Annotated in this window: 25 protein-coding genes and 1 pseudogene; 15 read left to right on the forward strand and 11 right to left on the reverse strand. The window is 53.6% G+C overall.

Annotated elements, in window-relative coordinates; all coding sequences use genetic code 11:
- Window positions 1-157: 157 nt before the first annotated feature.
- Window positions 158-634 carry an ArpU family phage packaging/lysis transcriptional regulator gene (locus tag FHS19_RS21750; RefSeq protein WP_183583842.1) on the reverse strand — a complete coding sequence of 159 codons (477 nt, stop codon included), beginning with the start codon at window positions 632-634 and terminating at the stop codon, window positions 158-160.
- 267 nt (window positions 635-901) lie between these two features.
- Here FHS19_RS21750 and FHS19_RS21755 point away from each other — a divergent pair, with 267 nt between their 5' ends.
- The 3 genes and pseudogenes from FHS19_RS21755 (at window position 902) to FHS19_RS21765 (ending at window position 3740) form a co-directional block, all read left to right on the forward strand.
- Window positions 902-1360 (forward strand): helix-turn-helix domain-containing protein, encoded by a 459-nt coding sequence (locus tag FHS19_RS21755; protein WP_183583843.1) that lies wholly within the window; start codon window positions 902-904, stop codon window positions 1358-1360.
- A gap of 39 nt (window positions 1361-1399) precedes the next feature.
- Window positions 1400-1813, forward strand: a complete 414-nt coding sequence (locus FHS19_RS21760) for an ImmA/IrrE family metallo-endopeptidase (protein WP_183583844.1) — start codon at window positions 1400-1402, stop codon at window positions 1811-1813.
- Between the two features lie 104 nt (window positions 1814-1917).
- Window positions 1918-3740, forward strand: a pseudogene (locus tag FHS19_RS21765) (5'-nucleotidase C-terminal domain-containing protein).
- 153 nt (window positions 3741-3893) lie between these two features.
- Here FHS19_RS21765 and FHS19_RS21770 read toward each other — a convergent pair.
- Both FHS19_RS21770 and FHS19_RS21775 read right to left on the reverse strand, forming a co-directional pair.
- Complete coding sequence (locus FHS19_RS21770; RefSeq protein ID WP_183583845.1) at window positions 3894-5042, reverse strand: transglutaminase domain-containing protein; 1149 nt, start codon at window positions 5040-5042, stop codon at window positions 3894-3896.
- 39 nt (window positions 5043-5081) lie between these two features.
- Window positions 5082-5537 carry a hypothetical protein gene (locus FHS19_RS21775; protein WP_183583846.1) on the reverse strand — a complete coding sequence of 152 codons (456 nt, stop codon included), beginning with the start codon at window positions 5535-5537 and terminating at the stop codon, window positions 5082-5084.
- A 365-nt stretch (window positions 5538-5902) separates the two neighbouring features.
- On the opposite strand from FHS19_RS21775, the gene FHS19_RS21780 reads away from it, so the two are divergent.
- The 3 genes from FHS19_RS21780 (at window position 5903) to FHS19_RS21790 (ending at window position 7874) form a co-directional block, all read left to right on the forward strand.
- Entirely contained in the window at window positions 5903-7060 is a 1158-nt protein-coding gene (locus FHS19_RS21780; protein WP_183583847.1) for an MFS transporter, read from the forward strand.
- A 107-nt stretch (window positions 7061-7167) separates the two neighbouring features.
- Window positions 7168-7338: a hypothetical protein gene (locus FHS19_RS21785; protein ID WP_183584006.1), complete on the forward strand. Its 171-nt coding sequence runs from the start codon at window positions 7168-7170 to the stop codon at window positions 7336-7338.
- Window positions 7339-7514: 176 nt separating this feature from the next.
- Window positions 7515-7874, forward strand: a complete 360-nt coding sequence (locus FHS19_RS21790) for a toprim domain-containing protein (RefSeq protein ID WP_183583848.1) — start codon at window positions 7515-7517, stop codon at window positions 7872-7874.
- 57 nt (window positions 7875-7931) lie between these two features.
- On the opposite strand, the gene FHS19_RS21795 is transcribed toward FHS19_RS21790, so the two are convergent.
- Window positions 7932-8543 (reverse strand): SCO family protein, encoded by a 612-nt coding sequence (locus FHS19_RS21795; protein WP_183583849.1) that lies wholly within the window; start codon window positions 8541-8543, stop codon window positions 7932-7934.
- A 225-nt stretch (window positions 8544-8768) separates the two neighbouring features.
- Window positions 8769-9704, reverse strand: coding sequence for a heme o synthase (cyoE, locus tag FHS19_RS21800; protein WP_183583850.1), 936 nt, complete (start codon window positions 9702-9704; stop codon window positions 8769-8771).
- A 279-nt stretch (window positions 9705-9983) separates the two neighbouring features.
- Here cyoE and FHS19_RS21805 point away from each other — a divergent pair, with 279 nt between their 5' ends.
- Window positions 9984-10967 (forward strand): metal-dependent hydrolase, encoded by a 984-nt coding sequence (locus FHS19_RS21805; RefSeq protein WP_183583851.1) that lies wholly within the window; start codon window positions 9984-9986, stop codon window positions 10965-10967.
- Between the two features lie 235 nt (window positions 10968-11202).
- Here FHS19_RS21805 and FHS19_RS21810 read toward each other — a convergent pair whose 3' ends face one another.
- Entirely contained in the window at window positions 11203-11418 is a 216-nt protein-coding gene (locus FHS19_RS21810; protein ID WP_094595154.1) for an alpha/beta-type small acid-soluble spore protein, read from the reverse strand.
- 119 nt (window positions 11419-11537) lie between these two features.
- On the opposite strand from FHS19_RS21810, the gene FHS19_RS21815 reads away from it, so the two are divergent.
- A complete protein-coding gene (locus FHS19_RS21815) occupies window positions 11538-11723 on the forward strand; it encodes a hypothetical protein (RefSeq protein WP_183583852.1) in 186 nt (61 codons plus the stop codon).
- A gap of 31 nt (window positions 11724-11754) precedes the next feature.
- Here FHS19_RS21815 and trpS read toward each other — a convergent pair whose 3' ends face one another.
- The gene (gene trpS / locus FHS19_RS21820) at window positions 11755-12744 is read right to left on the reverse strand and encodes a tryptophan--tRNA ligase (protein WP_183583853.1); all 990 of its coding nucleotides are present in this window, start codon (window positions 12742-12744) and stop codon (window positions 11755-11757) included.
- 451 nt (window positions 12745-13195) lie between these two features.
- Here trpS and FHS19_RS21825 point away from each other — a divergent pair, with 451 nt between their 5' ends.
- On the forward strand, window positions 13196-14176 hold the full coding sequence (locus tag FHS19_RS21825; RefSeq protein ID WP_183583854.1) for an aldose 1-epimerase: 981 nt from the start codon (window positions 13196-13198) through the stop codon (window positions 14174-14176).
- A gap of 200 nt (window positions 14177-14376) precedes the next feature.
- The gene (locus tag FHS19_RS21830) at window positions 14377-14616 is read left to right on the forward strand and encodes an alpha/beta-type small acid-soluble spore protein (RefSeq protein ID WP_183584002.1); all 240 of its coding nucleotides are present in this window, start codon (window positions 14377-14379) and stop codon (window positions 14614-14616) included.
- Window positions 14617-14881: 265 nt separating this feature from the next.
- On the opposite strand, the gene FHS19_RS21835 is transcribed toward FHS19_RS21830, so the two are convergent.
- The 3 genes from FHS19_RS21835 to FHS19_RS21845 form a co-directional block, all read right to left on the reverse strand.
- Window positions 14882-15289: an O-methyltransferase gene (locus FHS19_RS21835; protein ID WP_183583855.1), complete on the reverse strand. Its 408-nt coding sequence runs from the start codon at window positions 15287-15289 to the stop codon at window positions 14882-14884.
- Between the two features lie 375 nt (window positions 15290-15664).
- Window positions 15665-16600: an anti-sigma factor gene (locus FHS19_RS21840; RefSeq protein WP_183583856.1), complete on the reverse strand. Its 936-nt coding sequence runs from the start codon at window positions 16598-16600 to the stop codon at window positions 15665-15667.
- Window positions 16563-17186 (reverse strand): RNA polymerase sigma factor, encoded by a 624-nt coding sequence (locus FHS19_RS21845; RefSeq protein WP_183583857.1) that lies wholly within the window; start codon window positions 17184-17186, stop codon window positions 16563-16565. Before FHS19_RS21845 ends, FHS19_RS21840 begins: the two co-directional genes overlap by 38 nt.
- A gap of 257 nt (window positions 17187-17443) precedes the next feature.
- On the opposite strand from FHS19_RS21845, the gene FHS19_RS21850 reads away from it, so the two are divergent.
- Genes FHS19_RS21850 through FHS19_RS21860 form a run of 3 tightly spaced genes read left to right on the forward strand, consistent with a single transcriptional unit; the run spans window position 17444 to window position 20671 of the window.
- A complete protein-coding gene (locus tag FHS19_RS21850) occupies window positions 17444-18607 on the forward strand; it encodes a COG1470 family protein (RefSeq protein ID WP_183583858.1) in 1164 nt (387 codons plus the stop codon).
- 2 nt (window positions 18608-18609) lie between these two features.
- Window positions 18610-19620 (forward strand): ABC transporter ATP-binding protein, encoded by a 1011-nt coding sequence (locus tag FHS19_RS35855; RefSeq protein WP_183583859.1) that lies wholly within the window; start codon window positions 18610-18612, stop codon window positions 19618-19620.
- The gene (locus tag FHS19_RS21860; protein ID WP_376771937.1) at window positions 19586-20671 is read left to right on the forward strand and encodes an ABC transporter permease; all 1086 of its coding nucleotides are present in this window, start codon (window positions 19586-19588) and stop codon (window positions 20669-20671) included. Before FHS19_RS35855 ends, FHS19_RS21860 begins: the two co-directional genes overlap by 35 nt.
- Window positions 20672-20905: 234 nt before the next feature.
- Here the strand turns inward: FHS19_RS21860 and FHS19_RS21865 are convergent, their stop codons facing one another.
- Entirely contained in the window at window positions 20906-22705 is a 1800-nt protein-coding gene (locus tag FHS19_RS21865) for a M3 family oligoendopeptidase (protein WP_183583861.1), read from the reverse strand.
- Between the two features lie 136 nt (window positions 22706-22841).
- Between FHS19_RS21865 and FHS19_RS21870 the strand changes: the two genes are divergently transcribed.
- Window positions 22842-23012, forward strand: a complete 171-nt coding sequence (locus tag FHS19_RS21870) for a YycC family protein (RefSeq protein ID WP_183583862.1) — start codon at window positions 22842-22844, stop codon at window positions 23010-23012.
- Window positions 23009-23239: a hypothetical protein gene (locus FHS19_RS21875; RefSeq protein ID WP_094595147.1), complete on the forward strand. Its 231-nt coding sequence runs from the start codon at window positions 23009-23011 to the stop codon at window positions 23237-23239. Before FHS19_RS21870 ends, FHS19_RS21875 begins: the two co-directional genes overlap by 4 nt.
- The last annotated feature ends 55 nt before the right edge of the window (window positions 23240-23294 follow it).

The raw sequence follows: 23294 nt of genomic DNA on the forward strand, positions 1-23294 counted from the left end.
TATGTTCGCATTTTTACATCCTTTTTATTCCAAATGAAAATGTGAGGATCAGCACTTCTGCGGCCGATTCATCCCCCGAAACTCCCGCTCCCCATTAGATAAAGAAAAAAAGCCGCAGAACCTCCGGTCCCCGGCTTGTCCCGCTCATAAGCGGCTTTCATTTGGAATTGCAGGCTTTGGCTTTTTGAAGCTCGGACAATGTCAGCAGCCCGCGGTCCGCAAACGCCAGCGCCATTTTATAGAAGGCACGCGTTCGTATTTTCGTGTACGTGTCCTTACTGACCGGCGGATCGAGCACGTAATTGTAGACTTTATAGTCGAAGACGTCGTCTTCCTTCATGTACCGTTCGCGGATCAGCATCTGTTCCCGTTCGCTCAGCCGTTCCACGATCGCCTCGATCATCCGGCAGTATGCCTGGCGGACCGCAGGCGCTTCTACATTGTATACGGCGACCTGCGCCGTCTGGTCCGAGGTCACATTGGTCGGTCCGTGAAACCGTTCGGTATAGGAGGCGGTAACGCTCGCTTCCCTGACTTCAAACGTAATCGTTTTATAGATCCGGTATTTCTCCAAAACCGCTTCAACGGCGGCCTGCGTCTTGCGGCGGTCCAGCTGCGGCAGCATTTGATCCATATTCAAACACGCTCCTTCATGGATGTTTACCTAAAAAAACAGTGGCTTGTTCGCATTTTTGTTCGTATAATGATGTTAACATACCACTTTTTGGGTATCTCGTAAAATCCGAAAATCACGGCATAACCACCGTCTCGCTTCGAATTCCTTTTTCTTTTATGCCATTTGGTATCTATATCATTCTATTGCTTTACCTTTTGGCAACATTACTTTATAGTAACGGATAGAAACAGATATCCATATCGTCATAGAAGGAGTGGCTAAACCGTGGAAAAAGAATTCGGAGCCGTGCTTAAGCGGCTGCGCGAACAGAAGGGCATGACGATCAACCAGCTTGCCGAAGCATCGGGCATCAGCAATTCGCAAATTTCCCGCATGGAGAACGGGATTCGGGGCGTGCCCAAACCGCCGACCATCCGGAAGCTCGCGGACGCGCTGGAGGTTCCTTACGGCGAACTGATGAGCGCAGCAGGGTTTTGGGAAACAGACGGGGCTCCTGAAGGATTGCAGGAGGAAGTGCCAGCATGGGCGACCTATAAGGACAAGCGGGATTTCAAGAAAATGCTGGAGGAAGACGGGGAGCTGATGTTCGACGGCATTCCGCTGGACGCCGAGGACAAGCAGCGCATCAAGGATGTCCTCACCGGGCTGTTCTGGGAAGCGAAGCAGATGAATAAGCGGAAGAAGAAGGAACCAGATTCTCCGGACAGCCCCTCTTCTTCCTGATGGGTGGGACGAACAATCCACAACTTGCAGGTGAATCCTATGGATGAAATGATTCGAAAGTTAATCCGAAAATATAAGACCAGCTGCCCTTTCGAACTTTCCCGGTCCCTTGGCATTCATATCCGTTACCTGGATCTCGGCAAATCCACCAAGGGGCTCTATTACCGGAAACTGCGACGGCGGTTCATTGTGATTCACAGCGAGCTGTCCCCCGAGTGGCAGCGGTTTGTCTGCGCGCATGAGCTCGGCCATGACCGCCTCCATAAGGGGATCAACCGTTTTTTTCTGGAGGAGCATTCCTACTTTGCCCCCGGCAAGCTGGAGCGGCAGGCCAACCGGTTTGCCGTCGGCCTTCTCTCTGCGGGAACGGCGATGCTGCAGGGCGAAACGGCTGAAACCTACTGCAAGCGTGTCGGCATTCCGCCGGAAATGCACATTTATATTCAACCTTAGGCCAAAGAATGATTCATAAGTCTTATTTCACCGCTCCGATAGTTTATTAGAATAAAAGGGAGGGAAAATTTATCCATTACTCGATTTAGGAGGTTATGAGATTCATGATCCCAAGGAAATGGTTTACCTCCCTTCTGTTCAGCGCTGTGCTGTTGGCCGGTTCGGCACAGGCAGCGGCGGCAGAGGATACGACCGGGAGTTCCCCGGAGCCATCCGCCCCGTCCGGCAAGCATATTACGATTCTGCACACGAATGATATGCACGGCCGTGCGGTGGAAGCATCCCCTGAAATGGGATTTGCCAAGGTCACTGGAATCTTTAACCAATATCGCAGCCAAAATCCGGATACGCTCGTTCTTGATGCGGGTGATGCCGTACACGGTACGCCGTTTGCCACGCTCGTACAAGGCGAGAGCAGCGTGAAGGTCATGAACGAAATGGGTTATGACGCCACGGTTCCGGGTAACCACGAATTCAACTACGGCTGGAAGTATCTCGTGGAACTCTCCAAGGGTTGAAGTTCCCGATGTTGAGCGCGAACGTCATCCAGACTGACGGCACCACCCTCTTCAAGCCTTACATAATCAAGGAAGTCGACGGCGTCAAGTTCGGCATCATCGGCCTCAGTACGCCGGAGACCGCATATAAAACGAACCCGACCAACGTCACCGGGCTGAAGTTCGCCGATCCATCGGCCGAAGCGAAAAAATGGGTGAACGAAATCCGCGGGCAGGTCGACGTCGTTGTCGTGGTTGGCCACCTCGGTCAGGACAAATCGAGTGTCGACACCAGCCTTAAGGTCGTCAAGGAAGTGCCCGGCATCGACATTTTCATCGACGGACACAGCCATACGGTTCTGGAAAACGGCCTGATGGCCGACAACAACACGCTGATCGCCAGCGCCGGCGAATACACAAAATATGTCGGCGTCGTCGATCTGTGGCTCGACAACCATAAAGTCGTGAAGAAGGAAGCCACGCTGATCGATGAGAAGGAAGCTGCCGATATCAAGCCGGACCCGAAGGTCGCCGATCTGGTCGCTTCCATCCAGAAGGAGCAGGAGCCGATCCTGAAGGAAAAAGTCGGCGAATCGCCTGTGAAGCTGGAAGGCTCCCGAGAGAAGGCACGCACCGGGGAGACCAACCTCGGTGACCTGCTGGCCGATGCGATGCGCGATGTGAGCCAATCGGATGTGGCCATCACGAACGGCGGAGGCATCCGCGCCTCGATCGAAGCCGGCACAATCACCAAGGGCGACGTCGTGACCGTCCTGCCGTTCGTCAATCAAATCGTGCAGTTGAAGGTCAAGGGCTCCGATATTAATGCGGCCCTCGAGAACGGCGTATCCGATTATCCGCAGTCCAAGGGAGGCTTCTCTCAGGTTTCCGGCGTGACGTTTAAGATTGATACGTCCAAGCCCAAAGGAAGCCGCGTTCACTCCGTGAAAATCGGCGATAAAGCGCTCGATCCGGACGCCACGTATTCGCTCGCGACCAATGACTTTATGGCTGTCGGCGGCGACGAATACACGATGTTCACAAAGTATCCGCAAGCCGGCATGTACGGCGCCCTGGACGAAGCCTTGATCAACTATATCCAGCAAGGCAAGCCGATTCCGGAGGGACCGGCCGGTCGAATTACCGAAGGTCCTGCCCCTGCGGAAACGACGGCCTCCGAACCTGCACCAACGCCGGCCAAACCGGAATCGCAACCGCAGACGCCATCAAAACCGGCGCCAGCCAAGCCGCAGCCTGAGGTCAAACCGGCCCCTGCTCCGTCCGCGAAGGTCTATATCGTAAAGAAGGGTGATACACTGTACAGCATTTCGCTGAAATACGATACGACCTGGCAGACGCTGCGCGACCTGAATCATATCAAGAACGCCAACCGGATTTATCCCGGTCAGCAAATCAAGCTGCCTGCGTAACCTTAACGTTAAACTAAAGAAGCTGTGCGATTCGGAAGCAAAGCTCGGACATCCGGATTACAGCGCTCATCCTTCCATACAAAAATCCCCCTGCCCATAACGGGCAAGGGGACTTTTTCAATGATCCTATTCCAGAAGATATACCTGCTGCAATTACAGCATCTGCTCCTTAATGTGCGTCTCCGCAAATTTTGGAGGATTGAACCAGTCGCCGCTCTGCGCCCATGTCGGGTCCAGCGGCACCCACTTGTTCTTTTCGGACAGATACACTTCATTCCAGGCATGCGGTCCATATCCGCCTTGGCCGTCATAGCCTTGGCCGGTGACCACCTTCACCTGCAGGCCCTGGGACCGGGCCATCACCGCATACAGTCTGGCATAATCGATGCAGACGCCCTTCTTCGTGTTGAACGTATCCTGCGGCGTCTGCTCATGCCAGATTCCCCGCTGCTCGTAATCATCAACCTTGCCATAATCGTACTGAACCCGGGTGCCGACCCAGTCGTACAATTTTTGCGCCTTTTCCTCGTCGGTATCCGCACCTTTGACGATCTCGGCGGCGGCCGCCTCGATATCCGAAGGAATCGCGTGGTCGATCACTTCGTATTTGCGCTGCATGATGCCGTTCAGCTCTTTTTCGACAGCTTTCGTGAATACCGGAAGCTTGTCTTTTACCAAGTGACCCGACAACGGCTCGATGACCCGCTGCGCTCCTTCTTTATAGATCGGCGACGCCTCTACGTATTGGGTAAACGAGGTGTGCGGATACAGCGATACGTACACGAACAGCAGCGCCACGACGACGATGCACCGCCCCGCCCCGATCAAGAGGCCGATGCACGCACCGGCCAGACGGCTCAGCAGCGAAGCGGAAGGCTTCCCCGGGTTAAAGAGCGCGCCGCTCCCGCCGAAGATCAGCACCGTCAACCAGCGGATCAGGAAACGGATGATGCTGTAGCTCACGATAAAGATGACAGCGAACCGCATCAGCGGAAAATCGGCCATAGACGTAATGAACGTATAGTAAATCTGCTCCCACATTTTCAAATCCCGGTTCGGGAGCTGACTGGCATAATCGGCGAGCCATTCCTGAACTCTGGGTGATACCCACAAGGTAAAAGGCACCGCGAGCACCAGACCCAGCAGGATAAAGACGCTTTCCCTCAGCAGGGACAGCAGCCTTCCCGCAGAGCGGGATGCGCCCCGGCTCCAGCCCTGAAGCAGGGACACCAGCAGGATCAGCAGCAGCAGGATGCTGATGATGTTAAATTCCTTAAGACTTTCTATCCATGATTGCAGCATAAGATGACCCCCTCCACGTTGGTGCATGGATTAAGTCCTTTATTTTCCATTTGAACCGCCCGCCTGGCTTTGGGATTCGGTGATAAACGATTTGACCGTATCGTTGATCTTCCACTGCCCGAGGGGTACGCCGCGGAACGTGACATCCACTTTGTCGCTGCCCGAGGTCCCCTTCATTTCCAGGTTTGGCGTCGTGATCGTAAACGTCCCGTCCCCGTTGTCTGCATACTTCGCATCCTTGGCTTCCTTCATCATGACATCCATAGCCTCGCTCTTCAGCGTATCTACGGTCTCGTCCTTCACGGTCGTCACGACCTGGTTGATCTGCTCCAGGGAAATCCCGCTGTATACGACAAGCGCCAACACGATGATGATGACTAGCGCCCATTTGACCATCGTCTTGACCAGATTGAGGACGATAAACAGCACGACAAGGGCAATCACAATCACCAGCCAGTTTTGCTGCAGAAAATCGGACCATACCTGCATATCCATTTCAAACACACACTCCCATCGACCTGAAGGGCTTAATCCACCCTATCAAGTGATTTAGAAACTTCCATTCGATTATACATGATCCGGACATCGGCTGTCAGCCAGCCCTTAGACGGGGCTTTCCGTCGTTCCCGGGGCGTAGGCGCCTCCAATATCAAGAAACCCGTAACCTGTCCGGTATACAGCAGGCCCGACTTACATATCCTGCAAAGCTATCGATTTGCCCGTCCCAAAAAAGAGGGTCTACGCCGCCAAGTAGAAACGTACACGTAGATTGATGAACGAATGGTTGTCTTATCCGCTGGCCAACCCCCGTTCCATATCGAACGTACAGATGATAAATCTGCGAAAAAGGAGCTGCTCACGTGAAAACTGCCATTTGGCTGTACATGTTTTTGTTTCTCGCCTTCTTCGACCTTCACGCCCAGTACCCCATACTCACGCCATTCGCGGTCTCTTTGGGAGCAGCGCCAGTCTTCATCGGGTGGATGATGGGTATTTATGCGCTCACTCATTTGCCCGGCAATTTGATTGCAGGCACGGTCATCGACAAGCATGGAAGCCGGCGTTATATCATATTCAGCCTCGTGTCGGCCGGCATCGTCCTCCTGCTGCAGGCCCATGTGCAGTACCCTTGGCAGCTGCTGGTCCTGCGGTCGATCAGCGGCTTTGTGCTGGCCTTCTTGTCGCCGGCCTGCCTCGCACTGCTTGCTTCCCTGTCCAAAAACGAGGTGACTCAAGGGAAATATATGTCCGGTCATGGCGTTGTGCATACCCTGGCCTCGGTCGTGTCGCCGGCTGCGGGAGCCTTTATCGTGGCACATACCGGTTATTCGACAACGTTCCAGGGGCTCGGATGGCTGCTGATTGCAACCGGCGTAATGGCGGTCTTCAGCGTCCCGAAACCGGTCAAGGCGATGACGGATGCCCGCGGCGGAAATGAAGAAGCTGCACTATCGCCCCCTGCCCCCAGCGTATCCTGGCGCTATTTTATCCTCCCCTTTGTCGTTTCCTGTTCCCAAGGGATCCTGTTCTTTGAGCTGCCGCTGCGCGATACCGGGGTGGAAGGCATTAAATCGACCGGCATCCTGTTCTCCGTCTTGAGCATCGGCGCCCTGGTTACGCTGAGCATGCTGTTTATCAACCGCTACTCTCCCTATAAGAGGGTCATCGCGGGCGTCTTATTGATGGCTCTTTGCTTCTTTGGCATGGCCGCGTTTCCCCGTGTACCGCTGGTCTTCATCCTGTTTATTCTCGGTTCGGCAAAAGGCATTATCTTTCCTGGACTTGCCTCCATGTTTATCCAGCTCAGCGGCGGCAGTAAGCTGGGGAGGATCTTTTCGCTCCAGTCCATCGCCATGTCCATAGGCTCCTTCATTGGTCCAATCGCCGCCGGCCAACTGAGAGGATCCGTGTCTCCATACTACATCGCTTTTGTCCTCCTCATGGCGGGACTGATGATGATCCCCATCAACCGCAAGGGATCAGCGCTTCGTCCCCACATGAACGAAAATCCCGTGTAGGTATAAGCCTAAAAATCGAGAGATAGGCCCCTGCACAATAATTCCTGCACTCACCCACATAAGATGGATTGTGTTAACCGACCAGGCAAGAAAGAGGGGTGATCTCGATGGGTCTGTATTCTCACTGCGGCTGTGGTCCAGCAGTAGCACCGGTGGCCGCACCTGCAACCAAGGTAGCTCCCGTAGCGGCAGCTCCGTGTGTGCCTTACAGTAATGTAGGCGTCGTACTGGTACTGTTTATCCTGCTTATCATCATTTTGCGTGCATTCTGGTGCTAGAACGGCGATCTTCCCATATTAAACGGTCTGTCTACCCTGCTGGACAGATCGTTTTACTTTTTTTTGCATGGCTTGCCGAAAACAAGCTACACTATGATTACCCGGACCTCAAGCTTCAACATTTCCCGGGGAATTTCGAGACAAACATCCTTCTCTTTAGTCCGAGGTGAGCCATCATGCCGATTTATATTATTGTCGAGGGAAAAAACGACCGCAGTAAGGTCCGCCGCCTGCTGGATCCCGAGATTCAGATTGTGTGCACATACGGAACGTTAAACACGACAAAGCTCGAGTCTTTGCGCAAGGAGATTAGGGACAACGAGGTCTATCTGTTTATGGACAACGATAGCTCCGGCAAAAGGATTCGCGGCGTTCTCCGGGACGCCTTCCCGGATGCCGGACATATCTATACGAGACGAGGATACCGGGGAGTTGAAGGCACGCCGGATGAATATATCATTTCCCAGCTGGAAAAAGCGGGGCTTGAAGAATTTATCGTTTATCCCGACTCCTACACCGTGTGGTCCAAAGATTAAAAAAAGGCGCCCACCCCTCCGGAGCATGCCGGGATTCGTGGCGCCTTCCTGTTTTCATTATTCCTTGGTCAGGGCCTCAACGTCCTTGGCAAGGGATTCTGCGGTAACTTCATCCGTGTTGTTGGCGTTATACAGCTTGCGTACCTGATTGTCCCGGTCGACAAGTGCGATAATGTTGGCATGGGAGAAGTTGTCCTTGTTGTCTCCCATAATGGCGATCTTGAATGACTTCTCGGCCAGATCGCGGATCTGCTGATCTTCGCCTCTTAGGAAGTACCAGCCATTGTAATCGACATTGAACTTGTCCCCAAACTCTTTGATCTTCTCCCGGGTATCTACCTTCGGATCGAAGGAGATCGAGACAAACTCGGCTTCCTTGCCGAAGGTTCCGTCCTTGACGAGCTGCTTCTGCGTCTGCGACAGCATGAAGGTCGTTACCGGGCATACGTCCGGGCAGCTGGTATAGAAGAAGTAGAACAATCGGACCTTGCCTTTGGTATCGTCCAGGCTCACCGTTTTGCCATCCACATTTTCAAACGAAAAATCTCCGACCTGGCTGATGACCGGCAGCTTCTCTTTGCCGAATCCCATGGCGTTATATACCAGGTACCCTGCTCCAATCAAGATCACCACCAGCAAAATCCATGTCCATTTGTAGCGCTTCAACATCGTTCGTTCCCCTCTCCCTAATCACGATTCCTGACGTCCCTTATGCCGAGCGGACATCTTAGATGCCGAACCGCCTCCCCAGGACTACAGGCAGTAGTTTGTTATGTACCACCGATGTGGGACCATCCGCCTCGCGGCCGGGTGCCCCGCTTGTGCCCGGTGAACAGGCTTTCATTTCTTCTTTTTAAAAGAATCCCATGATTCCATGGGATTCTGGGTAAGAACTTAGTGAGTTGTGTTCAAAATCATTGCGATCAAACTTAGGGTCAAGTAGTTTATCGAGAAGAAGAACGTTTTCTTAGCCCATGCTTCATCGTCTTTGGCGGTAAATCCCTTCATGCCATAATACAGCCAGATCAGGGACAGCAGGAGCGAAATGATCATGAAGTAAATGCCCACATAACCGTATGCATACATTAATACCGGTACCGGAACCAGCAGCACCAGGTAAGGAATACATTGAATCTTGGTCCGCTTAACGCCTTTGACGACCGGCAGCAGCGGGAATCCAGCCACTCTGTATTCTTCGACACGTCGGATGGCAAGCGCCCAGAAGTGAGGCGGCTGCCACAAGAACAGCATCGCAAACAGCAGAACCGCGCCCATATCGACCGTGCCTGTTACGGCGACATAGCCGATGACCGGCGGCATAGCCCCCGAGATCGCGCCGACGGAAGTACTCCAGGTGGACGTCCGTTTCAGCCACATCGTATAAACGACCCCATAGACGAACATACCGATAATCCCGAAGATGCCGGCCATAACCCCTGAAAAAATAAAAAGGTCAGCTAGTCCCAGCACGCCTAATACAAAGGCATACCAGAGTACAACTGCTGGCTTTATGCGACCGGCCGGAAGCGTACGTTTACGAGTCCGTTCCATCTTCATATCCAGTTCACGATCATAATAATTGTTATAGACACAGGCGGAAGCCATAACCAGCATGGTTCCCAGTAGAGTCAGAATCATCTTGCCTATATGAATATCCCATTGGGATGCGACCCAGAAACCTGCAAATGCAGCAATTAAGTTAGACCGGAGAATACCGGGTTTAGTTAATGTAATAAAATCTTTCCAAGTTGCCGATGGATTGGGTGGCGTTTGATTGATGGAAAGCGCTGCGGAATCCGAAGGAGCTTGGTAAGTCAAGTGATTATCCACGCCTTAAGATCCTCCTTAGTTCTGTCATTATGGAGGAACTTGCCCTCCGCTATAAAGTTTATCATATCAAAAGGTAAAAGTGTTTGACAATCCTCTCCAAAATCATTCACCAATTTGACAATTTAGTGACACGTATTAGCGACACGTAATAGTATGGTCAAACACTAATAAATTCATCCAATATTGGGTAGTAACTATATTGAGGCATTATGCCGGAAAGGAAATCAGCTTTCGGGTTTGTTACAATAGAATAAAGATCAACAAGAAGGAGACATGGTAATGGATACTGCCACACATTTTGTGATTGGACTCAGCCTGGCCGGTCTCGCCTACGTCGATCCGGCGGTTGCCGCGAGTCCCACGCTTGCCGCCGCGGTGCTGCTGGGCACCGTCATCGGTTCGCAGGCCCCGGATTTTGACGGCCTGCTGCGGTTCAAGAGCAATGCCCTCTATGTTAAAAATCACCGGGGAATTACTCATTCCCTGCCGTTTCTCGTCATCTGGACCGCTCTGATCAGCGGCATCCTGTCCCTTCTGTTCAGCGGTGTCCCATCCGGACATATCGTGCTCTGGACCGGCATCGCCGTCTGTCTGCACGTGTTCAGCGATCTGTTCAACACGTACGGAACCCAGGCCTTCAGGCCCGTGACAGAAAAGTGGATTTCGTGGAACATCATTCATATTTTCGACCCGTTTATTTTCACGCTGCATGCCCTGGCCGTTCTGCTCTGGAGTACGGGAGCGGTACAGCCTGCGCCGCTGTTCACTGTCGTCTATATCCTGACGGTGTTTTATTATATTTGGCGGACCGGCGCCCATTCGATGCGTACCCGGGAAGTGATGCGGCTGGATGAGACCCGTAAGCCGGGAGAACATTACTTCGTCATTCCGACCATTTCCTATAATAAGTGGCATGTCGTCAAGTCCCATCCTGACGGCAGCTATCAGATCGGCGTGCTGAATGGGCATAACCTCGAATGGAGAAAGCATGCCGTAACCGAGTCCCACCCGGCTGTCGAGCATTCGCGAAAGCATCCTGACGTGGAAGCCTTCCTATACTTCTCCTCCTTCGCGGTGGCCGAGGTCGAGCCGCTGCCCTGGGGCTACGTCGTCCGCTGGGCCGATGTGCGCTATCGGCACCGCAGGCAGTATCCGTTCGTCGCCGTGCTCGTCATGGATAAAAACTATCAGCCGATCAATACTTACGTTGGCTGGCTGAGCTCCAAAAAAATGAACAAGCGGCTCTCCATCAATTCAGGCTGAGCGCCGTGTGTGAGCAGGAAGCATAAGAAAAAGGGAGCTGCGGAGAATTCCGCAGCTCCCTTTTTTTACCGTAATACCTTGTATCCTTCCACCGTAAGGTATTCAGCAGCCCAGACGTATGGAAACAGCCTGCCTCTTGACGTATGCTGCCGGATAAGAGAGAATCACGGTAGCTGCAAGACAAAATCCGAAGCACCTGCGGCGCTCCGGACCTAAAATACTTTCCTGTATGGAACTATTTGCCTTGGCCGGAAAGTTGCTGCTCAGCCAATTGAACCAGACGTTTTGTAATGTAACCCCCGAGAGAACCGGTTTCACGGGAAGTGTAGTTGCCCATGTATCCGTCTTGCGGCATTTGAACGCCGAGCTCCTGAGCTGCTTCCATTTTCAATTGCTGCAGTGCAGCGTTCGCCTGAGGTACCACCAGATTGTTAGAACGAGATCTAGCCATAATAAGAGTCTCCCTTCAATTCTGCGTCTTATTGAAATGCAAGCTTGCAAGCTTAGTATGGCTCGCAGCGACACAGTTATACAAGAAAGTTTCTATATATTAAATGGAGGTTTTTGCCAATGAGTAAAGGCTTGTCTTTATGGTTTGCTGCCTCGTCCATCCTGCTTCTGATGGCATGCGCCGTCTCCATCAGCTTTAACGGCTGGGTAGCCGTGCTGCTCGGCATTCTCGCAATTCTCAATATCGGGTGGGGCTTCGTGGTCAAAGCCCGCAAGAATCGGCTTCAGCAGCCCGACCACCGGTAAAGCCGCTAGGCATCGCTGGCCGCCGGGGAAGTTATTTCTTGGCCGGGAGAAATCCCATTCTTTCTTTGACGTCGGCCACGGTGCGGGATGCCTTCTCCATGGCCTGCTCTGCGCCCTGCGCCAATATATCATGAATTTGACCGGACTTGCGGATTTCGTCATATCTTTGCTGCAGCGGCTCGAGTGTCGCTACGATGACTTCTCCCAGGTCCTTTTTAAATCCGCCGTACATTTGACCTTCGTATTTATTTTGAATTTCCTGCAGGGACATGCCGGAGCATTGCGAGTAAATACTCATCAAATTGCTGATTTCCGGTTTTTCATCCGGTGCGTAGCGGATTTCTTTTCCGGAATCGGTTGTGGCCCGGCTGATCTTTTTGCGGATGACATCCGGCGGATCCAAGAGGGCGATATAGCTTCCCGGGTTCGGATTGCTTTTGCTCATTTTTTTCGAAGCGTCATCCAGCGACATAATCCGCGCGCCCACTTCGGGGATGTACGGATCCGGAATGGTAAAATAGTCGCCAAAGCGGTGATTAAAGCGTCCTGCCAGGTCGCGGGCAAGCTCCAAGTGCTGTTTCTGGTCTTCACCTACGGGAACCAGATCCGCATTGTACACCAGAATGTCCGCCGCCATCAGAGCGGGATAGACAAACAACCCGGCCCCTACGGAGTCCTTGCCGGCCGATTTGTCTTTAAACTGGGTCATACGCTCGAGCTCGCCCATCGAGGTGAGCGTCGTCAATAACCATCCCAGCTCGGCATGCGGCGGAACATGCGATTGCATATATATGTTCGCCTTTGCCGGATCGATACCTGCTGCGATGAACAAGGCGGCTACCGCCTCGGACTGCTCTCGAAGCGCCTCGGGTTCCTGGGGTACCGTAATCGCGTGTAGATCGACGACCATAAAGTTGCACTGATAGTCGTTCTGCAGCTTTACAAAGTTTTTCATGGCTCCGATATAGTTGCCGAGCGTCAGCTTGCCGCTGGGTTGAATGCCGGACAGTACGGTTTTCATCAAGAATCCCTCCAACTTTAAAAATGGTAAAAACAAAAAAGGCCCCACGCCCGCAAGGGACGTGAGACCGTGGTGCCACCCTTATTTGCTGCAAGCCGTCCATATTGAAACGACGCTGTCAGCCTTTCTGCTTCCGTAACGTGGAATCGCCGGCCGGTCTACGCAGGAAGTCATGGTTCCTTCCGTTCAACGCGGCACTCAAGGGTCCATTCGGCAAAATCGGCTCCACCGGTTCGCATCAACCACCGGCTTTCTGAAGGTTACGCCGTCTTTGCTTACTTGTCCCTGTCATCGTGTTTACATAATCATTGAAAGCCTTTTGCAATGCCTATGATAAAGCTCAGATCGTCGAATTGTCAAACCCCTTTTTTACGAAACGCCATCAAATCTGTTATGATATGGGTTAGATATTTGAAGGCTAAATGAATTTAGAGGAAAAAGGAGCAACGATATGAAACAAGTGACCAAAGGGCAATGGAACGGATACGATACTTATATCCTGCATAGCCGTGAGCTTGAAGTCACACTGCTGCCATCGCTTGGAAACAATGTCATTTCCATTTTAGACCATACCCTAAACCGGCAGGTTGTTCGGAGACCTGATGACAATGATCTGGAATTCTACCTGCAAAAACCTTATCATTTTGGCATGCCGATGCTGATTCCCCCTGGACGAATCCGCGGCGGCCATTTTGAATACGAAGGCAGATCGTATCAGTTCGACCGAAATACCGCCGGAGACAACCATATTCACGGACTCCACCGGACGCAGTCCTGGAGAGTCAGCGATATTGAAGAAGACGAAGAAGGCTGTGCAGTGACCTCGGAGTTCCTGACCTTAGACGATCCACACTGGATGGAGCAGTTTCCCGCACCGCTGAAGCTGGAAATGACGCTTCGCCTTCAAGGGTCCAAACTGACCCAGCATTTAAAGGTTACCCACCTGGGGGACCATCCGATACCTTTCGGCATCGGTTTTCATACATGGTTTTTGCTTGACGGGCAGCCGGAGGAATGGACGCTTACCCTGCCTGTAAGTGCGGAATATGCGCTGGATAAGGATTTAATTACGACTGGCGACCTCCTCCCGCTTGGACCACTCGATCAGCTCAATCGCGGACTTAATCTGGCTGGGACCAACTTCGACACTCCGCTCCGGATCGGGGAAGGACAGCCTGCGGAGGCCCTTCTGATGCGCAGTGACGGATACGGACTGAAGTATTCGGCGGATCCGAAATACTATAAGCATTGGGTTCTCTATACGAAAGGCGAAGCGGACGAGTTTTTGTGCATCGAGCCCTATACCTGGCTGCCGGATGCGCCCAACCTTGCCGCTGGACCGGATCTGACGGGCCTGATCCGGATCGAGCCGAAGGCATCGGTCGAGATGGACCTGACGCTGGACATGATCTATCCTTCTGAAGAAAATTAGGCGGATTCCTCAGAATCAGGCATAGGAAAACGCGGATTTTCAAATTCACAAAATAACAGGGCCGTATGCTTCTTGAAGCATGCGGCCCTTTTTGCGGTATCCTCTATTTACCAATTTATATCTCCATTCTTGCTGCATGTTTTCAAATCTTTCGCACCATAATAACACCATAAAGTTCAAAGGAGGTGACAAACATGGGTATGGGTCAAGGTCAAAACCAAGGACGCGGAAACCGCTCGAACAACCTGGTGGTTCCACAAGCTAACGCTGCTCTCCAACAACTGAAGATGGAAGCTGCTCAAGAGCTTGGCGTTCAAATGCCACAAGACGGATACATGGGCAACTACACTTCCCGTGAGACTGGTTCTTTGGGAGGTTACATCACAAAACGTCTGGTACAACTGGCAGAGCAGCAATTATCGGGTCGTTCCGGCCAATAATCTGCATTTGTATACGTTGATATCATGATGAGCCGGGCCCGGCGCGAGCCGTCCCCGCCTACAAAAGGCAGCCTCTGGATCACTCCAAGGGCTGCCTTTTTATGACGATAGAATTTATAAACTTTCAGCGGAGCTGAACCATTCGATAATCGCAAGAAAAACTAAGTGCGGTCTGTCTTCTGTGCTAATCAAACTATTCGGATCTTTATCGATAAAGTCATACTACAAAGGCAAGAAGGAATGATAACAATAAGTCCATGCCGAACTACGACAATTCTGTTCCTGTTTCAGGATATGTATGTCTCGGATACCGGATCATCAGGTTGGCCATGTTATAGTTGGATTCCAAGATGGCATCCACCGCAATGAGCCCCTGCCGGATCGTAAATTCGTAGCTGATTTCGCCGTGAGTCCAGTGGCGCTTGTATTTCAGACTTTCTAAAGCCATGAGACGAAAAGACGAGTACTGTACAGGAGTCAGGCCGGAATCCTGGGAATGAATTTCCCCGTTCCGTCCTTCCAGCGGATGATGCCGGATACCAAATTTACCAATGATATTATTTCGTATTTGCACAAACACAGTGCCGGATGATAGTCCTGACAGCTCTTCTTCCAGTTCCTTAAACACTAAATCCAATTGCCTTGCCAAAGATAACTGCTCGGTTTTGATCATCTTTTTCCCCCTCTCCAAAATTCGCCAAAACTCATAGGGCTTATGACTCATTATAAGACAGTATGTGGTATCATACAACAACATCAAACATAATTGGGTAATAATTCCTATTATTTTCGTTAAAGTATTTTTATTTTCGGCAACAAATCGCTATATTTCTGTTTATTTTGACAAAATGTGATTTCCCCAATACCATTTCAGAAACAGCGCGAAAAACCACGAATCAACTCCAATGAACGTTATCCCGAAACCATTTCATGATCAATTCCCCCCTCAAATACCAGCAAGTTTAAAGCGAGCATCCCGAGCTTCCGTGAAATTTGAAAAGAAAAAAAGGCCTGAGGGCATTTCAGATCCCCAGGCTGATGCTACTCCTTACTCCCTGTTATGATCCACAGACACCCTTAGTGCTTCGGGTCCTGTCGGAACCAGGCTGCCGCCCTTAGGTTCCAGACTGATCACGATTTGGTCCGGTTCCATGGTCCCGTATCCGTAATAATAACCTTTTCCCTCGGCTTTCCCCGTCAGCAGCATCCCCATGCTGATCGACCGCTGCTCATGCTGCAGCCAGACTTGGTAGGCCTTTTCTTCGGGTGGCTGAAGACCTTCGATCACGATCAGCATCTCGCCTGAATGCCGGTCGATCCACACGCCCCCTGATCCGTGGAGCGGAGGAAGCGGCGAAATCCGGTATTGATCGTAATTGGCTGACTGCATAACGGCAATTTTGGACGTAAAGGCTTGATCAATGGAATCGGCGGCCGGCATCTCCCGATGCTTGAAGGAGAACAGTCCGGCAACGACACAACCCGCAACAACCGCTGCCGCTGCGGCAGGCACAAGGTAACGCCGTTGACGGGCCAATCCTTTTTCCACGGAGCGTAGCCGGGCCAACATCCGCAGTTTGCGGCTCAAGCGGGCAGAGGGAGCAGAAGCTGCGGATGAGGCCGCAAATGGGCCAGCTATCCCGCGGGAGGCCGGCCAAGCCGTCTCTGTTGCGGTTTTCTCCTCCGCACCGGCGCCCCGTATCGGCGATTCGGGCATAGGCGTGCCAAACGCTGCAGCGTTTGGCTGACCTTCCAAATCTGTTGGCTCGCTCACGATTTCCGGGCCGCCCAGCGCCACCGACTGCGTCACCGCCTCCCACTCGGCAAGGCGATCCCTGCAGTGGGGGCAAGCGGCGGCATGAACCTCGACGCGGATACGTTCGTGCTCTTCCAGCTGCCTCATCGCGTAATCGACCAGCTTCTCCTCGGGCAGCTCGGCACAGCCTTCAGGATTGCTCCCATTTTCCCGAATGGATAACCGCATGCGGTTCACCTCCCTCGCCGGCCTGGTTGACCTGGCCCTGCTCCAATCTGCTGCGCAAATTCCGGATGCCGTAGCGGATCAACGACTTCACGGTTCCGACCGGCTTCTGCATCTTGTCTGCCAGCTCGCGGTGCGTCAGTTCCATCATATAGCTCCCGTAGAGCGCCATTCGCTGCATGGGCGGAATGCTGCGCAGCGCAGTCCTCACCTGCTCCTGATCCAGGTGCCGGAACGCCTCGAACTCCGCCGATTCAAGGGTCCACTGCCAGCGCAAAACCGCCGACTCTTCCTGCGTCCGTTGCAAGGCGGCCATCCGCTGCTTTTGCCGGAGGCGGTCCATGGCCCTGCTTCGGACGCGAACCGCCAGCCAGGCTTCTACACTGCCCCTTTCGGGATCGTACTGCCCTGCCTTTTCCATCACTTCGATAAAAATTTCCTGACAGACATCTTCCGCTTCCACCCGGTCCTTCATCCAATATTCCGCAAGCCGGTAAACCATCGGAGCAAACGCATCATAGAACCGGTCGAAGGCTGGAGCCGAGCCCTCCGCAATACCCTTCAACCATGCTTCAGGACGGTCCTGCATGATGGAGTATCCCCCCTTAGTTTCTTCATTCCCTTGATCCGGCCTGCCCCTGCACCCAAGGTTTCGAAGAGAGAGCTGGCCGCGATTTTTACAGCAACATTCTAGCAAAAGAATTCCGTTTCCGGATTCTTCTCTTGCGTGATTTTATCCATTTTTAAGCAAATTTTTATCTACTTTTAATCTTCCGGTAAATCCGGTTGCGCCTCTTCATTCGTACCCCAGATGATCACAAACACACTTGAGGAGGGTTCTGTTTCATGACACGTTTCTTGAGGATCATTACACATGCCGGCCTGGCGCTGATGCTCTGCATCGGCTTCCTGCTCGCCAGCACGGGAAGTCCGGTCCATGCGGCCGGAGGTCTGACGCTGTACACCACCTACACTTCCATTTCCGTGCCTCCCGGAGAGTCACTGAATTACAGCGTGGAGCTGAAAAATAACTCCGGCGGCGTCATTACAGCCCCGTTATCCGTTACTGATCTGCCTGAAGGCTGGACGGCCAAAATTTCGGGCGGCGGCTGGGACCTGAACGAAATTTCGGTCATGCCGGATTCTTCGCAAACAATCTCCCTGGACGTGACGGTTCCGATGCAAATCGACAAGGGAACCTATCGCTTTACGTTGTCGGCGGGCAGCCTTGCATCTCTCCCCCTTTCGGTCAACATCACGGAAAAAGGCACCTATCAAACCGAACTGACGACCGATCAGGCCAACCTGGAAGGACACTCCGACGCAACCTTTACCTATTCGGTGAACCTGTCCAACCGCACCGCCGAAAAGCAGACGTATGCGTTAACCGCCCAGGCTGCGACGGGATGGGACGTGACATTTACCGCCGACAGCAAACAGGTCTCTTCCGTTGAAGTGGACCCGGGGGCCGACAAATCCATTACCGTCGATGTAAAGCCCGCCGAAAACGTGACGAAGGGTACCTTTAAAATACCGATCCGCGCTTCCAACCAGACGACGAATTCCGAGCTGGAGCTCGAAGCCGTCATTACCGGCAAGTACAGCATGGAACTGACGACGCCAAGCGGATTATTAAGCACCGACATTAAGGCAGGCGGAGATAAAACCGTTGAGCTGCTGGTCAAAAATACCGGTACCGCCGACTTGACCAACATCAACTTCACCTCCACGGCGCCAACCAACTGGGAAGTCAGCTTTAATCCCAAAACGGTCGATAAGCTTGCCGCCGGCAAGTCCACCACGGTGGAAGCGAAATTGACCGCAAGCGGCAAAGCCATCGCCGGGGACTATGTGACCGATATTACCGCCCAGGCTGCGGAATCTTCATCCAACGCTTCTTTCCGTGTTGCCGTTAAAGGCTCCGTCCTGTGGGGCTGGATCGGCGTGCTGATCATCCTGGTCATTTTGGGCGGCATCTATGTACTCATTCGTAAATACGGGAGGAGATAACGTTGGCGGAGACAGTCATCGACATTCAGCAGTTGACCAAAAGCTACGGCACCCATAAAGCCGTGGACCATCTGTCCCTTCAAATCCGCCGCGGGGAAATCTTCGGCCTGCTCGGCCCAAACGGCGCAGGCAAATCGACCACCATTCTGATGCTTCTCGGCCTAAGCGAACCGGACGGCGGAAGCATTAACGTGCTGGGGCTGGATCCGACGCGGCGGCCGATTGAAGTCAAACGCCGCGTCGGTTACCTGCCGGACGACGTCGGTTTTTACGAAGACTGGACCGGCCTCGAGAACTTAAAATTGACCGCCCGCCTTAACGGCATTTCTGACAAGGAGGCGGAGGAGGGTTCGCTCTATCTGCTGAAGGAGGTAGGGCTGCAGGATGCCGCCCACAAGAAGGCCGGGAATTACTCCCGCGGGATGCGGCAGCGGCTCGGTCTCGCGGACGTCCTGATCAAGCGGCCGGAAATCATCATCCTCGACGAGCCGACGCTCGGCATCGACCCCAAAGGGATCGATGAGCTCCTCGGCCTCATCCATGGCCTCAGCCGGGACCAGGGCCTGACGGTGCTCCTCTCCTCGCACCAGCTTCACCAGGTTCAGCAAATCTGCGACCGCGTCGGTTTGTTCGTCAGCGGCAGGCTGCTGGCCGAGGGAAACCTGGAGACGCTGTCCCGCGTCCTGCTGACCGACACGCCGCTCCTGATCACCGCCGAGGTGGACCGGGCGGATGATGCGCTGCTGGCTGACCTCCAGAGCGTGGAAGAGGTCAGCTCCGTCCGGATCGCGCACGGGGATCAGGACTCGATGAGACCGGCGGAGGGCCGGGTGCGCCTGGAGATCGGCGTCAACGCCGACTGCAGCCCGGAGATCGCCCGGACGGTCGTTGCGTCGGGAGCGGCCCTTTACGGCCTGCAGCGCAAGGAATACGGCCTGGATGAAATCTACCGGCGATATTTTGCGGGAGGTGAGGAACTTGGAAGCAAGCGTTCTAAAAGAGCAGCTAAATAAAGCCTGGGACACGGTCCGCTCCCCATTTAAGGACGGCATTGGTCGGCTGCGGGGTACTGTTCCCTCCGACCGGGAGCGGTTCAGCCGGGGGAATGCGAACCCGGCCGCATTCCGCGTCCTGGTGCGTAAGGAGATTTCCGATCATGTCCGGAGCTGGCGTTTCCTGCTGCTCCTGGCGATCATCTTTCTGACTTGCGTCGCCTCGCTGTATACGGCGCTGAACAGCCTGCAGGACGCTATCAAATCCACGGACGGCTACAGCGATTTTGTCATCCTGAAGCTGTTCACCACCTCTGACGGGACTTTGCCGTCGTTTATCGGATTCATCGGCTTCCTGGGTCCGCTGCTGGGTATCGGCCTCGGTTTCGACGCCGTCAACAGCGAGCGGAACAAGGGCACTCTGAGCCGAATCATGGCGCAGCCGATTCACCGCGACGATTTGCTAAACGCCAAATTTATCGCGTCCCTCACCATTATCGGCTTCATGTTTCTCTCCCTTGGGCTGCTGGTGCTAGCCCTCGGTTTTCTGATCGTAGGACTGCCGCCTTCATTCGAGGAGCTGCTGAGAATCCTCAGCTTCCTGGTCGTCACGATCGTCTATATCGGATTCTGGCTGAACTTATCCATCCTGTTCTCGGTTAAATTCCGCCAGCCCGCCACGTCGGCGCTGTCCGGCATCGCCGTATGGTTGTTCTTCAGCTTTTTTTACGATATGATCCTGAATCTGATTTCCTCGGGGTTTGCGCCTAACAGCGACACGGCTTCGGTGGACGACATGGTTCACCATGTCAGCTTTATGCTCGGACTGAGCCGAATTTCACCGTACACGCTGTTTAATGAGGCGACCTCGACGCTGCTGATGCCGACGGTGCGCACGCTGGGGCCGCTCACGACGGAGCAGGCCTACGGCGCGATTGACAGCCCGCTGCCCTTCGGGCAGAGCCTGCTGCTGATCTGGCCGCAGGTGACCGGACTGATCGCGCTGACGCTGGTCTGCTTTGCGATCTCGTATGTCATGTTCCTGCGTCAGGAAATCCGCGGACGTTCCTAGATATGCCCCGCTTGATGCATTACGGAGGCGGACATCTGACAAAGTTTACATGTTGCTTGCAGCCCCATAAGAATCGGATTTAGCGGCCGTCTTCTTGCGATGCGATATAAGGAAGCCTTCCCTCCCAAACTAATGTATGATCAAAAAAGCAGTCCCTTTGGGGAGTATTACCCTCCAAAGGGACTGCTTTTTATTGATGCGATCTGGTATGCTCTTCCGAGTCGTCCGTCTGGATTACACCAGATGGTCGGTCATGGCCAGGAACTGCTTTACATCTTCTGCCGTCAGATCCGCAGCGCTCTGCCAGAAATCGCGGCCCGTCAGATCGGCGTTCAGGTGCTTCTTCGCCAGCTCCTCCACCGTCATGACGCCCGTATCGCGAAGCAATGCGTTGTATTTATCGGCAAAGCCCGCGCCTTCCTGCAGCGCGCGCGCATAGATGCCGGTGCTGAACATATAGCCGAAAGTATACGGGAAGTTGTAGAACGGCACGCCTGTAATATAAAAATGCAGCTTCGACGCCCAGAAATGCGGATGGTAAGACGACAGGGCCTCGCAGTACGCTTCCTTCTGCGCTTCTTCCATCAAGGCGTTCAGCTCCTGCACGCTGAGCAGACCGTTCTTCCGTTTCTCATAGAAACGGGTCTCGAACAGGAAGCGGGCATGGATGTTCATGTAGAACGCCACGCTCCGCTGGATTTTGTCTTCCAGCAGCGCCAGCTGCTCCTGCTCATCGGCAGCCGATTTTACCATTGCGTCCGATACGATCATCTCCGCGAAGGTAGATGCCGTCTCCGCAACATTCATCGCGTACCGCTGGTTCAGGATCGGCAGCTCGTTCATCAGGTGCTGGTGATAGCCGTGTCCGAGCTCATGCGCCAGCGTCGAGACGTTCGAAGCCGTTCCGCTGAACGTCATGAAGATCCGCGTCTCCTTGCTTAGTTTCAGCGAGGTGCAGAACCCGCCAGGACGCTTGCCCGGACGGTCTTCCGCCTCGATCCAAGACTTGTCGAAGGCCATCTCGGCGAAGTCGGCCATGCGCGGGCTGAACTTGCGGAACTGCTCCACGATCGTTTCCGCCGCTTCCTGGTAAGAAATCGTGCCCGAGGACTTGCTGATCGGCGCTTCCACATCCACCCAGCTCAGACGGTCCTGGCCGAGCAGCTTAGCCTTACGCTCCATATACTGCAGCAGCATCTGCTTGTTGTCCTGAATGACATTCCACATGGCGTCCAGCGCCTCACGCGACATGCGGTTGATTTCAAGCGGCTCCTTCAGCACTTCGTCCCAGCCGCGGCGTCCGTACAGCTTCAGGCGGAATCCGCCGAGGTGATTCAGCGTATCCCCGCAGAAGTCGGCTTTGTCCGACCAGGCCTGCTCCCACTTCACGAACATCGACTCGCGGGTCTCCTTGTCCGGACTGTCCAGCTTATTGGCCGCCTGCCCGGCCGACAGCGACACGGTCTCACCGTTTTCTTCAAACGGAATTTGGATATGGCTGACGATCGTATCATACATGCTGCTCCAGCCGTGATATCCGTCGATGGCCAAATCGAGCGCGAGGCTCTCCATGTCCGGACTCATCATTTCGCGGGCTTGGTCGCGGCTTTCACTAAGGACGAAGGCCAGCTGCCGCACCTGATCCCGGCCGATCCACTGCGCAAACGTCTCGTCATCGGTCGAGCGGAGAATATGGTCAAAGTCGGTCATGATTCCATTAATGAGCGCCCGAAGGTTCGCCAGACGGCCGCCCAGCTGAACGGCTTTCTTATCCTGCTGGTTCTGTGCCTGCAGGCAGCTGACGAACGCGCTGGCTTCGGAGAGGCGGGCAATAGTGCCCTGCAGCGCTTCAATAAACCCGTCAAACGACTCGGTCTCTTTGAGGCTCGCCGGTGCCTTGGCCGCCTTGATTTCACCCTGAAGGCTCTTCAGATCCTGCTCCAGGGATTGAAGGAAGGTATCGAACTCGGCGGAAGCGGAGCCGCCCGGAAATACGGATTCAAGATTCCAAGTTAATTTCAGGTCTTTGTTCATGTTCGAATCACCTTTCTCATCATAAATTTTATTTTATTTGATTGGCCTCATGGTAAGGTGTATAACTATAAAGACGAAACCATCATGTTTCTGCCCGGCAAAACGGGCTTATTCATACAGAGGAGGGATACTCACCATGAGACCATTGCAAATTTCACCCGAGACCGCCGTGAAACTATCCGAGAAGCTGGGGGTTCCCCTGGAACATCTGATGCACATGCCGCAGCATATCCTGCTGCAGAAGCTGGCGGAGCTCGCCAAGGAAGATGCCGGCAAACAGGACGGCGATGAAGGAACCAAATCATGATTCCGTTCTCCAGAACCTGGCCTTACGACAAAGTGATGGGCGATATCTATGTACATGAATGTCCGTTCTGCGGAGCGAACAATGTGAGGCTTCCCCTCAAGCCGGCTGAGCTTCGCAGCATTCATGAAGGAAAGAAAAAGCTGCTCGTCTTTCCCTGCTGCAACAACCGGCTCCACATCATTGACACGGACAACGATTATTTGCTGTTCGACCAGGATGTCCGCTGATAGAACCGGCTGATCAGCTCCGGAAAGAAAACACGCGAAGGCATGCCGTGATGGA

It is taken from the genome of Paenibacillus rhizosphaerae (genome assembly GCF_014192015.1).
In the GTDB taxonomy this organism is placed as follows: Bacteria; Bacillota; Bacilli; order Paenibacillales; family Paenibacillaceae; genus Paenibacillus_AQ; species Paenibacillus_AQ rhizosphaerae.